Below are 12,596 nucleotides of genomic sequence, written 5' to 3'. Positions count from 1 at the left end.
GCTTGCGCGGGATGTGATAGCCGCAGTACGAAGCCGCGAGCGCGCCGAACAGGCTGCCGCTCTGCATCACCATGGTGAAGAGCAAGCTCTTGGAAATGGTGTAGCCCTGTGACATCAGAATTGTCGGCATCAGCGTCAATACGGAAATCTGCGCCCCATATGTCATGGAAACCGCAATCCCGAGCGCGATCGTGCGTCGGCCCAGGCGGCCTTTGAATACGTCGCTCAGCCGCACCTTGGCGCGCGGCGCCTCATCCTGCGTCGATGCCTTGATGTACGGCGTCGGCTCACCTGCGAGCTTGCCCAACCGGCCCGACGCCAGGATCGACAGCACGCGGTTGGCCTCGTCTACCCGTCCCTTGGACAACAGGAACCGCGGTGTCTCCGGAATAAAACGTCGATAGAACACAACAAAGAACGCGGGGACCACCAGGCAGGCGAACAGCCAGCGCCAGTTGTCCGGTCCCGGGAACATGGCGAACACGGCCAGGCCAAAGGCCGGCGCCAGCATATTGCCAAGACCGCCGCTGCCCACGCTAACCATGCCAACCGCCGTACCCCGGAAGCGGGTCGAGCACAACTCGGCCAGCATCGTCACAGCAATGGAGATCTCCCCGCCCAGGCCGATGCCGACGATAAAGCGGCCCGCAGCCAGCACCGCATAGTTCGGCGCCAGCGCGCAGATGATGGCGCCCAGCGTGAACAGCAGCAGGTTTGCGCTCAGCATGGTGCGCCGGCCGTAGCGATCCGCGATATAGCCTGAGCCGATGCGTCCGAGCGCGGCGGCACTGAAGGTCAGTGTGTTCAGAAAGCCGATCTGCGCCACCGAGATGCCCCATTGCTCCCTCAGCATGGGGCCAACCAGGCCGACCGCATTCTGCTCGAAGACGTCGAACATCACACCCAGCATGATCATGAAGATGATCTTCTTGTGCGAAGCCGTCACGCCGATGCCATCCATTGCCCGGTCGAGTTCGTGCTGCTGTGGGGAAATCGACGATTGAACTACCACTTCTGCGCCCATCTTTGTCTCCGTCCTCGTTTCGAGGTCGTCACGGTGTATCCGCAAACTTCTCGCCGCCTGGATCGGCTGGCGTTTGTAGAGCAGCAATGAAGATTCGTTCCGTTACTCGCCTATTCGAGGGCCGGCGCCGCATGCGGCGCCCGGCGCGCGCGCAGAGCCTGCTCGGCCGCATAGGCCAGCCGTATCAGCACGGGTTCCGAGAACGGACGGCCGAAGAACTCCAGTCCAACCGGCACGCCCTGCGGCGCATTGCGCTGCGCGGCGGAAAACCCCGCTGGAATCACGATCGCCGGGAAGCCGGTGGCAGACGCGAGTACGCCGTTGCGTTCGGCTTGCGGCTCGCCGATCGGCGCCACCAGACGACGCTGATGTGGAAAGGCCAGCACGTCGATCCGCTGCGCATCCATCAGATCCAGTAGCCGCCGGCGCAATGCCTGCTGACGCTGCAAGCGCTCGCGGTATTGCGCGTCCTTGCCCGCCAGCGCTGCTGCCGTGGTCAGCGTTCCCGCAACGCTTGCGTGCACTTGCCCCGATGCGATGATGTCTTTCATCGACCGCACCTTCACGTCCGGGGCGAGCCGGGCCAGGTAGGCATCGAGATCGTGCTCCATCTCGTAGTGATGCACGAGCGTGGATGCCAGGAGTTCCTCGGGGCTGATGGCGTCATCCACCGCGACTAGTTCCGCGCCCTGTGTTTCCATGACGGCCAGTGCTTGCTGCATGACGGCGTTGACGGGCCGATGCTCGGGCCCATCGCCGAAGAAATGGCGCAGTACGCCGATGCGCGCGCCTTTGAGCCCGTCGGGGTCGAGAAAGACCGTATAGCTCGCAGGGATGTGGGAGGCGCCTTGGCTCGAGATAGGATCGGCCGGGTCGTGCCCGGCAATTGCGTCGAGCAATACAGCGGTATCCGCGACGCTCCGTGTGATCGGCCCGATGGTGTCCTGCGTCAAACCGCAGGGAACAAGCCCCGTTCGGCTGACAAGGCCCATGGTGGGACGCAGGCCGACCAGATTGTTAGCCGAGGCCGGCGACCTGATCGAGTTGACCCCGTCGGTTCCGATCCCGAGCAAACCGAAGTTGGCTGCAATGCCGGCGCCGGTGCCCCCGCTGGAGCCGCCAGGCGTTCGTGTCAGGTCGTAGGGATTCAAGGTCTGGCCAAGCTCCGTACTGACGGTCTCCCCCCCGGAGGCAAGCTCGTGCAGGTTGGTCTTTGCCAGGACGATGGCGCCGGCCCGGCGTAGCCGCTGGACAATAAACGCATCCTGCGCGGCCATATTGCCCCGAAGGCAAAGCGAGCCCGCGGTGGTTTCGATGCCACCGCATTCGATGTTGTCCTTGATCAGCACCGGGATGCCATGAAGAGGGGCCAGGGCCTGCGCCGGCTTCCCGGCGGCCTGCGCGTCCATGCGGTCTGCCTCTGCCAGCGCCTCCGGATTGAGCCGGAGGATGCTGTTGATGCGGGGGCCGCTTTGATCGTAGGCTGAGATCCGGTCCAGGTAGCCGCGCACCAGTTGCCGTGCCGTCAGCCGGCCGTCACGCATCGCGGCATGCGCGGTGGCAACGGTGGCCTCCATCAGGTCGAATGGCGCTTGACTGCCGGTGCCGTTCGTTTTCGATTCGAATGCACTGTTCATGAGAGTCTTCCATGCGCCCGCTACGGGCGCCCGAGGCGTTGGGAGATGCCGTGAAGCGGTGCGGCGCGCACCGCTCCCCGTTGTTATCGGTTAACCAGCTTGGCGGGCAAGGTCCATATGGCGAAGGCGCCGATGATCAGCATCGCGGCGATCATGTAGTAAGCGCTGCTGCCACTCTGGGTCACGTCCCTGAGGTAACCGATCATGTAGCCGCTGGTGAACCCGGCAAGGTTGCCGATCGAGTTGCTCATGGCAATTGCCGTGGCCGCCGCGGCACCGCTCAGGAAAGCCGTCGGCAGCGACCAGAACAGCGGCGTGCACGTCAGGATGCCTGCCGCGGCAATCGACAGGAACACCAGCGACAGCGCGGTACTGTGCATGACCCAGGGCAGCGCCAGGAAGCCGATCGCGCCCATCATGCAGGGCACGATCAGGTGCCAGCGCCGTTCGCGATGCTTGTCGGCACTTTTCGCGAAGAAGTACATCGTGACAATCGCCGCCACATAGGGGATCGCGCTCAGCAAGCCGATATGCATGGGGTCGGTGACGCCCGTGGACTTGATGAAGGTCGGCATCCAGAGCGTGATGCCGTACTGGCCGGTGACATAGCAAAAGCAGATCAGGCTGATGAGCCAGACGCGTGGGTCGGTGAAGACGCTGCCGACGCGGGCCTGCGGGTCTGCCGATCTGGCGTCCTGCGCCTTGGCCAGTTCCAGCACGTGCTTTTCCTCGCTGCTGAGCCATTTGGCCTTGGCAATCGAGTTGTCCAGATAGTAGAAGCAGAAGAGGCCCAGCAGGACGGCGGGAACGGCCTCGATGAAGAACATCCACTGCCAGCCCGCCCAGCCTGCGATGCCGCCCATGCTGCCCATCAGGAAGCCGGATAACGGATTGCCAATGATGCCGGACAGCGGCGAGCCCATGCAGTAGATGGCCATGATCTTGGCGCGCCGGTGCGCCGGATACCAGCAGGACAGGTAGTACACGATGCCCGGCGTAAAACCGGCTTCGGCCAGGCCGAGCAGGAAGCGTAGCGTGTAGAAGGCGGTAGGTGTCTCCACGAACACGAAACACGCGGAGAGCAGACCCCACGTGACCATGATGCGCCCGATCCATACCTTGGCGCCGAACCGGTGCAGGGCCAGGTTGCTTGGCACTTCGAACAGGAAGTAGCCGATGAAGAAGATGCCGGCGCCCAGGCCGTAAACGGTCTCGCTGAAGCCCAACTGCTGCGACATCTGAAGCTTGGCGAAACCAACATTGACACGATCGAGATAAGCGATCAGGAAGCACAGCATCAGGAACGGTATCAGCCGCCAGCTTACCTTGCGATAAACCGCGTCCTCGAACGTCCTCACTTTTGTCCCGGCCTGCAGGGTAGTATCCACAGCGTCTCCTCAGTTTTTCTCAGCTATGTCTGTGCTGCTGCACCGATCCTCACGCGATCGGTACGGTGCGGGGAACTGGCGCTGCCGCGTACCGGCGACGGACCGGCTCCCGCCCCGATGCCCTCCCCGGCATCGCAAGGCTGGAGGCCAATCCAGGCGCAGCCCGCCACAGCAAAGCCGGGCGGAATTCCTCGCTTCGGATAGGCACTACTGTTGCGTCGGACAGCGTCAGGCCGCGACCTTGAGCTGCAAGGGCGTGGCATGGGCGGCCAGGTAGTCCATCGCGGCGGATGTCCCGCTTGCCGCGACCGGCACGCCCGAGACCTTCAAGCCCATTTCGCAGCCGGCGAGCGTCGCCATCAGCGTGAGGTCGTTGCAGTCGCCCAGGTGGCCGATACGGAACATGCGGCCTTTCATCTTGCCCAGCGCCGCGCCCAGCGACATGTTGAAGCGGTCGTAGATATTCCTGCGCACAACGTCCGCATCGATCCCCTCGGGCATCATCACGCCGGTGAGAACCGGGCTGTAGACGGCAGGGTCGGCGCACTGGATCTCCAGACCCCAGGCGCGCACTGCACTGGATCTCCAGACCCCAGGCGCGCACTGCCCGGCGGCATGCCTCCGCCAGCCGCTGGTGGCGCCCGAACACATTGTCCAGCCCCTCGTCGAGAATCATGTCGAGTGCTTCGGACAGGCCATAAAGCAGATTTGTGCTGGGGGTATAGGGCCAATAGCCGGTCTGGTTCAGCTCGATGATTTCGTCCCAGCTCCAGAAGCTGCGCGGCAGCCGCGCCGTCCTGGCGGCTTCGATGGCCTTGGGCGACACCGCATTGAAACTGATGCCCGGCGGCAACATGAGCCCTTTCTGCGAGCCGGAGACGGTCACATCCACGCCCCATTCATCGTGCCGGTAATCAGCAGACGCCAGGCCGGAAATCGTGTCGACCAACAGCAGTGCGGGGTGCCGCGCTGCGTCGATCGCCTTGCGCACGGCCGCAATGTCCGAGGTAACACCGGTCGAGGTTTCGTTATGAACCACGCAAACCGCCTTGATGGCATGCCCGACGTCGGCACGCAGGCGTGCTTCGATCATGTCGGCCTGCACACCGCGGCGCCAGCCCTCGATGCCCGGCAAGCCGAGAAACTCGGGCTGGATGCCAAGATTCTCGGCCATCTTCTTCCAGAGCGTGGCGAAGTGACCTGTCTCGAACATCAAGACCGTGTCGCCAGGACTCAGGGTGTTCGTCAGCGCGGCTTCCCATGCGCCCGTACCTGAAGCGGGATAGATCACGACCGGTTGCTCCGTCTTGAATACCTGCTTGATCCCGGCCAGCACCTTGAGGCCAAGCGCCCCGAACTCGGGGCCGCGATGGTCAATGGTCGGGTAGCTCATGGCTCGCAAGATGCGATCGGGAACGGGGCTCGGCCCGGGGATCTGAAGGAAGTGGCGGCCCGCGGGGTGGAAGTTGAGTTTCTGCATGGTCTCCTCCAATTGAGTTTTGAATACAAAATACTGTAGCAGAGGAGCCGGGTGGGGACATGACGGTTTTTGGTGAAATTGCGCAGTGTTTACCCCATGTAAACGGGCAAGGGTGATTCTTTGTGGCGATGTTAAGTGTCTGCTAAAATGTTCACAATGATGCTATCAAAGATTTGAATGCAAAATCCAATTTCTTCGGGCGCGGATTCCTCCGTATCCGTGCTACCCAAGGTTGAACGGCAACGCTTGCATGACACGGTGGTGGATCACCTGCGGACTTTCATCGTCGAGGGGGTCTTGAAAGCGGGTACGAAACTCAACGAACGTGAGTTGTGCGAGACGCTGGGCATCTCCCGCACGCCCCTGCGCGAGGCCATGAAGGTGCTGGCGGCGGAGGGGCTGATAGAAAGCACGCCCAACCGGGGCGCGACGGTATCGCGCCTGTCGCCAACGGAGATTCAGGACACGTTCGAATTGATGAGCGGCCTGGAAGCGCTATCCGGCGAACTGGCCTGCGCGCGGATCACGGCGGTCGAATTGGCGGAGATCAAGGCATTGCACTATGCGATGCTGGCATGCCGGGCCAAGGACGACTTGTCCGGTTATTACAGCTTCAATCATCAGATTCATGACCGTATCAACGAAGCGGCCAGGAATGTTGCGCTGCGTCAGACCTATCAGTCGGTGAACCGGAGGTTGCAGGCGCTGCGCTACCGGTCGAACTATCAGAAGCCGAAATGGGACAGCGCGATCCATGACCACGAGGAAATGCTGACGGCGCTCGAAGCACGCGATGGCAAGCGGCTCGCCGCGATCTTGCGCCAGCATCTGCTGGACAAGCGCGACGCCGTGCTGCTCATCCTGTCGAGCGAGACCGGCGACACGTCAGGCTCATAGAGCAGCGGACCGAAGCGCCCGCATCCCACTGCGGCTTGACAAGGGCGAGGCTGTTCGGGTCGGCCAGATCGAGCTGCCCGTGGATGCCCGCTCATCGGCCAAAACGGACATCGGATGGTCATCTTGCGAAGTTCCTATGTAGCTGCGCCCCTGCCGAACTCGATCAATCAAGCGTGATCTTTGCTTCCTTGGCGACCCCCTTCCAGACTTCAATCTCCCGGACATTGACCAGCGCCTGTTCTTCGCCGGAGAGATAGTCGGGGGTGATGCCCCAGTCGAGCATTTTGGACTTGACGGTGGGGTCCTGGAGCATATCCCTGAGCGCCGCCGAGATCTTTTCAACGATCGGCTTCGGCACGCCTGCGGGGGCGTACATGGCCCAACCGGTCCACTGATCGAAATCGACCCCCTGTTCCTTGTACGTAGCGACATTCGGGAAGTTCGACGTACGCCGGGTGCACATGGCAAGTGCCTTGATCTTGCCGGTCTTCACGGCCGTGGTGCCAGAGCCGATGTCGAGCCATCCAACCTTCACGACATCGCCCATCATCGCCGTCATGACGGCAGCGCCTCCCTTGAACGGAATGTGATCGAGCTTGATACCGGTCTTCTGCGCAAGCACCTCCGCACAGAAATGGCCGGTCGAGCCCGCGCCCCAGGTACCGAACTGAATGGGCTTGGCACTCTTCTTGGCCAGTTCGATAAATTCCTTGAGGTTGTTTGCAGGATAGTCCTTGGTTGCCACGAGAATAATCGGCGATGTGCCAACCCGCGCTAACGTGGTAAGGCTCTTGACGGGATCGTAGGGCAACTGATGATAGACGGCCGGCGCTAGCGTGGTCGTGGTCATCGTCCCCAGCGCAATCGTGTAGCCATCCGGCTTGGCGTGCGCGAGTTGCCCGATCGCGATCGTGCCTGCGGCGCCTGCGATGTTCTCCACCACGAACGACTGCTTGAGTCGCTTACCGAGCTGCTCGCCGAGCAGGCGACCGAACGCATCCGCGCCGCCGCCCGCAGCCGAAGGAACGATCAGTTTGACCGGGCGTGCCGGGTAATCATCGGGGGTTTCAGCCATCACAGTGCCGGCGAACGTTGCACAAATGGCCAGGAAACCCAAGCAAAGGGTTTTCTTCATGACGCTTGTCTCCATTTTTTTCTGATAGGTGAGGATCGATGCGCGCCTTGCGCTGCGTGCACCAACCCCGGGTGCGCTGTCCTATGGCCGCATGGGAAAGCGCTTCCCGATCTGTTGCACATCAGTCCCGCGAAAACGCCGCGCCACCGTTCGGGCGGATATACCGGGGCACAGGGAGGCCGGCCTTGCGAGCCGCGGCGAGAATGCCTTCTTCTATGGCTCCGGCATCCCGGACACCCTGGTACTCCCCGTCGGAAAATATGACGTTGGCACCGTACACCACCATGAAGCCCTCGGCAGCTTCCTTGGCATCCGCGGGTACCGAGAACGTATGCACCGAACCACCTGGCTCGTACAGATAGCTACCCGAGGTTTGAGGGTCGTCCGGGTACTCCACATAGTTCCACTGCCCCTTGGTCGTAAAGAAGTGCACGGTGCCGGTGTGGAAGTGCGGCGGCAGCGTCGTGCCCGGCTCAAACTTGCCATACAGCACCCATACGCCGTTCTCGCGATCGAGGAACAAGGGGATGATTGTGGAGCCCGATTCCGATCCCGGAAACTCCTGCGACTCATGGATATTGACCGAGAGCAATCGGTCCTGATGCGTGACAACCTTCGGTAGTGCCATTTCAACCTCCTATGGAATGATCGTTTGCTGGCGATGCACATGGCAGGGGCCGACCGCTGGCCGGCCTGGCCACGGCATTTCGCGATGGCCTACTCCGGCGTGATGTTGGCTTCGCGCGCAACCCGCTTCCAGACCTCGATATCGCGGGCGTTAGTCGCGGCTTGCTCGCGGCCTGATACGAAGTCCGGCGTAATACCGAGATCGGCCATCTTGCTGGTCACGGCCGGATCCTTTAGCGTTTCCTGAAGCGCCGCGGCGAGCTTGTCTGCGATTGGTTTGGGCAGGCCCGCTGGAGCAAACATGGCCCAACCGGTCCATTGGTCGAAATCGACACCCTGCTCCTTGTACGTTGCGACATTGGGGAAGTTCGCACTGCGACGGGTGCACATGGCCAGCGCCTTGACCTTTCCTGACTTGACCGCGGCAGTGCCGCTGCCAATGTCCAGCCACCCCACCTTCACGACACCACCGAGCATTGCGGTAATCACCTGGGAGGTCCCCTTGAACGGAATATGGTCGAGCTTGATCCCCGTCTTCTGGGCAAGGACTTCCGCGCAAAAGTGGCCCGTGGAGCCGAGCCCCCACGTACCGAACTGGATGGGTGCCGGACTCCCTTTCGCTACCGCCACAAGCTCCTTCAGGTTGTTGGCCGGGAAGTCCTTGGTGGCGACCAGGATGATTGGCGATGTGCCAACACGGGCGATCGTGGTCAGATCCTTTATCGGGTCATAGGACAGGGCGCGGTACACGGCCGGCGCGAGCGTGGTCGTGGTCATCGTGCCAAGGGCGATCGTGTAGCCGTCGGGCGTGGCGCGCGCCAGTTGCCCAATCGCAATCGTGCCGCCAGCGCCCGCATTGTTTTCGACCACCAGCGGCTGCTTGAGGCGACGGCCCAACTGGTCCGCCAGGATTCGGGCAAACACATCGCCACCGCCGCCTGGCGCGGTGGGAACAATTAGCCGGATAGGCTTGGTGGGATACGCCAGTTCGCCCTGTGCTTGAACCGCAACGGACAGGGTGAGCGCAGTGAGCAATATGAGGGCGCTGAACTTCTTCATTCTTGTCTCCAACTTGTGAGGCGGTGCACCACTCTTTTCACTTTCCTGAGCTCGGCGTCCGCCATGAAAATGGAACGTGCTAAAACGTTTCCACACATTTTGCGTCTACGGCGTTGACGATCAAATGGTGGTAAACCCGCGGGGGAATTGATGCCGAGTGCACTACGGCACTACGGCACCACGGCGTAGGCGGCAGGCGCGGAGATCCGGCGCCTACGCCTGGCCGGCGCCCTGAGCGCTATGGGAGGGGAACCCGAGGTTCAGACCCCTCTTAACCAACCCTCTCAAGCATTCTGGGTGAGAACGATCTTCCCGAAGTGCGTGTTCTTGCGCATCATTTCGCACGCTTGCGCCACGCTATCGAGCGCAGCCGCACATCGATGGGAAGGCGCAACTCCCCGCGTGCGAGTGCGGGCCAGAAGTCCTTGCGCACGCGCTCTGCGATCACACCAAAGTCTTCGACCGTGCGAGTTCTGAACGTCATGCCAAGATACTGAATCCGGCGCATCGAGTGGAGATCGAAATCAAATGTTCCGCTCTCCCCCGCCATCCGCCCAACATTGACGATCCGTCCTCCGATTGCCACGGCGCGCATGCTGTCATTGATCAGCGGCCCGGCCAGGAAATCCACGAGAAGGTCGACGCCGCGGCCGTCGGTGAGCGCAAGTACCTTGCTCACCCAGTCCGGATCGTTGCTATCGAGAGCCACATGGGCACCGAACCCGGCGAGCCGATCCCGCCGATCCGCTTTGGTGGACGAGCCGATCACCAGGCTCGCACCGAAGTGCCTGGCGACCTGAAGACTCATCAGCCCGACACCGGAGGATGCACCCAGCACCATGACCGTCTGGCCCGCCTCCAGTTGCGCGGCATGGCGCATCGCCGTGTGTGTCGTGCGCAGCGCGACGGAGAGAGACAGGCAGCGGTTTCATAGTCCATGTCGGCCATCGGAAACGGGAAGGCGCGACGCCAATCCGTGACGGCATACTCGGCGAATCCGCCAAGGCCGGAGCACATGACCTTGTCGCCGACCCCGTATGCGGTGACGTCCTCCCCCACTTCGACCACGTCACCGGACCACTCAAGGCCCAGGACCGTGCCAGGGCCGCCCGCGGCGCCGTGCGACTTGCCATCGACGAGCGAAAGGTCTGCGCGATTCAGGGAACTCGCCCGCACCTTCACAAGGATTTCGCTGGCTTTCGGGCGCGGGATAGCAATCTCTGCAATGGCGAGTCCAGTCTCGTTGCGAATCGCAGCTTTCATACGTGTCTCCTGTCGAAATAGTTCTGGTGCGACGCCGTGTCCGTAGGCTACGACGCGATGGGCATGATCATTGTAGAAACGTTTTTACAGTTTGTGCAAGTCTCTGCGAGACAAAAAAACCGCTTCACTTCGAAGCGGCCTTGCTGGGATCCACCGGATCGGGGAAGCCTAAGCTGTTGTCGTCTTGCGGCCGGCGACAGCGGGTCCGCAAGACTCTCTCAGGACGAGTTGGGTCGTGATGCCGATCGTCTCCGGCTCGACCTCCGCATCCTTCTCCAGACGCTTGAGCAGGATCTGGGAGAGGACCGTACCCACGACGTCGAGGTCCCAGGTCAACGACGTGATCGACGGGCTGAATAGTTGCGATAGATCGGTATCGCCGATACTGATCACGCTCACATCGCCCGGCACAGCCCTGCCGGTGTGTCGCAGCGCCTGGAGGACACCGGACAGGATCCGCGTCCCGAGACAGAGAAATGCGGTGGGAGCCTGCGGGCCAGACAACAGCGATAGCGCTTCGCTGAACGCGAAATCCATCGATGACTTCTCCGAACGGATGAGCTTGGGTACGGGCATAAGCCCGCGTTCCTTGTACGCATCCGTGAATCCCGCAATCCTCTCCCGCCCGGGCCGGAGCGTACTGCCAGGCGTCAACAACGCGATCCGCGTATGCCCCAGATTCAGCAGATAGCGAGTCGCCTGCATGGCACCGCCATAGTGATCGACCTGAACACCGGTTCCAACCGGGGAAAGGTCCCGATCAAGCGCGATGACCGGCATTTCCTGCGAAAGCTGCTCCAGGAGCTTGGGATTCTCTGTCTCGCAAGGGGCAAGGATCAGCCCATCCACCCGTCGCCGGCGAAACAGGTCGATCAGGCTCTTCTCACGCTTGCCATCGTTATGCGTGCTCGCGATCAGCAGCGCGTAGCCTGCGGCCTGCAGGGATGCCTCGATGGAAATGATGATGCGTGCGTAAAGCGGGTTCGATAGATCGGAGACCAATATACCGATGGCACCCGATGAGCGCGTCCGCATGCTCTGGGCAATGGCGTCCGGCTCATACCCCAGGCGGCTCGCTGCCTTGGTGACAGCGGCAATAGCGGCATCGCTCACCCGCCCCGCGCGATTGAGCGCGCGTGAAGCGGTACCAATGGAAACGCCCGCTTCCTTTGCCACCTCGCGGATTGTGATACGCGGCTTCATTTGGCGAGCGCCGTTGAGGGCTGGCTAACCAAAGTGCCCGGGGCCACACGCATGCTCGACCAGCCAGCCGATACGGCCTGATGTGACACCTTGCGCCACACAGGTTCAGGCAGTGCGCGGGACTGCAACATCGATTCTCTCCTTTTGCCCTAACCCGCGCTGCGAAGCGGCGGGGTCAGACTGGGTAACGTCTTATGTGAATGCCGAGCATTCTAGCTTACCGAATGACGCGCACTCGTGGAGGCAGAAACCGTCCCGTCTTGAACCGAGAGCACCCCTCGCAGTGTGCTCTCGCCTAGGCTGGCAACTATCGCGGGGCGCCGATCAGCCGGATGGGCTCGCCCTTTCCATCCCAGGCAAGGCCCGCACGCCTCACCTCAGCAAAGTACTCGGCCTTGCCGCCAGTCATTTCCGATATCTCGAACATCCCGCTAGGCAAAGCGGGGTTGACGAAGTACGCAAAGCGCCCCCGCGACCCCATGCGGCCACCATGCCCTTCCACGTAACCGGCCTCCAGAAGCCGTGCGACGATCTCGTCGAAGCGGTCTTCCGTCCAGTACGCGATGTGCTGCGCGCCCTCCCCGCTTCGCTTCAACGAATCCAGGTAGAGCGACGGCGCGTCATCGCGTTGCTGAATCAGTTCGATCTGCAGATCCCCCGAGTTGGCCAGCGCGATAGAAAGCTTGGGCGGCGTCGAATTCTTACCGTAGTAGCGGTACTCGGTTGTGCCGACGTCTTCCTTGTAGAACCAGGGCCCTACGCCCAGCTTCTCCGTCCAGTGCGTCATTGCCTTCTCAATGTCGCTCACGACGTAACCAAGCTGCCGAACCGCGCCAAACAGATAACTCATCGATGTCCCCTCGTCGTCTTGAAAGTGTGCCCA

The 12,596-nt window shown here is 62.0% G+C and carries 11 protein-coding genes and 1 pseudogene; 1 reads left to right on the top strand and 11 read right to left on the bottom strand.

What is annotated here, in order from left to right; all coding sequences use genetic code 11:
• The 4 genes and pseudogenes from OR16_RS27805 to OR16_RS27790 form a co-directional block, all read right to left on the bottom strand.
• Window positions 1-1,024: MFS transporter (locus tag OR16_RS27805; protein ID WP_043421403.1), on the bottom strand; the 1,024-nt coding region annotated here is incomplete at its 3' end.
• 110 nt (window positions 1,025-1,134) lie between these two features.
• Window positions 1,135-2,661 (bottom strand): amidase family protein, encoded by a 1,527-nt coding sequence (locus OR16_RS27800; protein WP_006161703.1) that lies wholly within the window; start codon window positions 2,659-2,661, stop codon window positions 1,135-1,137.
• A gap of 83 nt (window positions 2,662-2,744) precedes the next feature.
• A complete protein-coding gene (locus OR16_RS27795) occupies window positions 2,745-4,049 on the bottom strand; it encodes an MFS transporter (RefSeq protein ID WP_006161701.1) in 1,305 nt (434 codons plus the stop codon).
• 228 nt (window positions 4,050-4,277) lie between these two features.
• Window positions 4,278-5,529, bottom strand: a pseudogene (locus OR16_RS27790) (pyridoxal-phosphate-dependent aminotransferase family protein).
• 177 nt (window positions 5,530-5,706) lie between these two features.
• On the opposite strand from OR16_RS27790, the gene OR16_RS27785 reads away from it, so the two are divergent.
• On the top strand, window positions 5,707-6,426 hold the full coding sequence (locus OR16_RS27785; protein ID WP_043421395.1) for a GntR family transcriptional regulator: 720 nt from the start codon (window positions 5,707-5,709) through the stop codon (window positions 6,424-6,426).
• A gap of 163 nt (window positions 6,427-6,589) precedes the next feature.
• Here OR16_RS27785 and OR16_RS27780 read toward each other — a convergent pair whose 3' ends face one another.
• The 7 genes from OR16_RS27780 to OR16_RS27755 form a co-directional block, all read right to left on the bottom strand.
• The gene (locus tag OR16_RS27780) at window positions 6,590-7,561 is read right to left on the bottom strand and encodes a Bug family tripartite tricarboxylate transporter substrate binding protein (RefSeq protein ID WP_006161696.1); all 972 of its coding nucleotides are present in this window, start codon (window positions 7,559-7,561) and stop codon (window positions 6,590-6,592) included.
• A 121-nt stretch (window positions 7,562-7,682) separates the two neighbouring features.
• Window positions 7,683-8,189 (bottom strand): 2,4'-dihydroxyacetophenone dioxygenase family protein, encoded by a 507-nt coding sequence (locus OR16_RS27775; protein WP_006161694.1) that lies wholly within the window; start codon window positions 8,187-8,189, stop codon window positions 7,683-7,685.
• An 89-nt stretch (window positions 8,190-8,278) separates the two neighbouring features.
• Window positions 8,279-9,247, bottom strand: a complete 969-nt coding sequence (locus tag OR16_RS27770; RefSeq protein ID WP_006161692.1) for a Bug family tripartite tricarboxylate transporter substrate binding protein — start codon at window positions 9,245-9,247, stop codon at window positions 8,279-8,281.
• 334 nt (window positions 9,248-9,581) lie between these two features.
• Window positions 9,582-10,088, bottom strand: a complete 507-nt coding sequence (locus tag OR16_RS44945; RefSeq protein ID WP_202801106.1) for a zinc-binding dehydrogenase — start codon at window positions 10,086-10,088, stop codon at window positions 9,582-9,584.
• Entirely contained in the window at window positions 10,055-10,510 is a 456-nt protein-coding gene (locus tag OR16_RS44940) for an alcohol dehydrogenase catalytic domain-containing protein (protein ID WP_202801105.1), read from the bottom strand. Before OR16_RS44940 ends, OR16_RS44945 begins: the two co-directional genes overlap by 34 nt.
• Window positions 10,511-10,678: 168 nt before the next feature.
• Window positions 10,679-11,713, bottom strand: a complete 1,035-nt coding sequence (locus OR16_RS27760) for a LacI family DNA-binding transcriptional regulator (RefSeq protein WP_006161690.1) — start codon at window positions 11,711-11,713, stop codon at window positions 10,679-10,681.
• Window positions 11,714-12,020: 307 nt separating this feature from the next.
• The gene (locus tag OR16_RS27755) at window positions 12,021-12,563 is read right to left on the bottom strand and encodes a VOC family protein (RefSeq protein ID WP_006161688.1); all 543 of its coding nucleotides are present in this window, start codon (window positions 12,561-12,563) and stop codon (window positions 12,021-12,023) included.
• Window positions 12,564-12,596 lie beyond the last annotated feature (33 nt).

The sequence above is a fragment of the Cupriavidus basilensis OR16 genome (assembly GCF_000243095.1).
Lineage (GTDB): Bacteria > Pseudomonadota > Gammaproteobacteria > Burkholderiales > Burkholderiaceae > Cupriavidus > Cupriavidus basilensis_D.
Note: the sequence above shows the minus strand (reverse complement) of the source record. Positions and strands in the feature narration are given on the sequence as shown.

Excerpts from the sequence above, each read along its gene's own strand:
- OR16_RS44940 (WP_202801105.1), bottom strand. The coding sequence starts at position 10,510 with ATGAAAGCTGCGATTCGCAACGAGACTGGACTCGCCATTGCAGAGATT.
- OR16_RS27775 (WP_006161694.1), bottom strand. The coding sequence starts at position 8,189 with ATGGCACTACCGAAGGTTGTCACGCATCAGGACCGATTGCTCTCGGTC.
- OR16_RS27800 (WP_006161703.1), bottom strand. The coding sequence starts at position 2,661 with ATGAACAGTGCATTCGAATCGAAAACGAACGGCACCGGCAGTCAAGCG.
- OR16_RS27760 (WP_006161690.1), bottom strand. The coding sequence starts at position 11,713 with ATGAAGCCGCGTATCACAATCCGCGAGGTGGCAAAGGAAGCGGGCGTT.
- OR16_RS44945 (WP_202801106.1), bottom strand. The coding sequence starts at position 10,088 with ATGGTGCTGGGTGCATCCTCCGGTGTCGGGCTGATGAGTCTTCAGGTC.
- OR16_RS27785 (WP_043421395.1), top strand. The coding sequence starts at position 5,707 with ATGCAAAATCCAATTTCTTCGGGCGCGGATTCCTCCGTATCCGTGCTA.
- OR16_RS27770 (WP_006161692.1), bottom strand. The coding sequence starts at position 9,247 with ATGAAGAAGTTCAGCGCCCTCATATTGCTCACTGCGCTCACCCTGTCC.
- OR16_RS27755 (WP_006161688.1), bottom strand. The coding sequence starts at position 12,563 with ATGAGTTATCTGTTTGGCGCGGTTCGGCAGCTTGGTTACGTCGTGAGC.
- OR16_RS27780 (WP_006161696.1), bottom strand. The coding sequence starts at position 7,561 with ATGAAGAAAACCCTTTGCTTGGGTTTCCTGGCCATTTGTGCAACGTTC.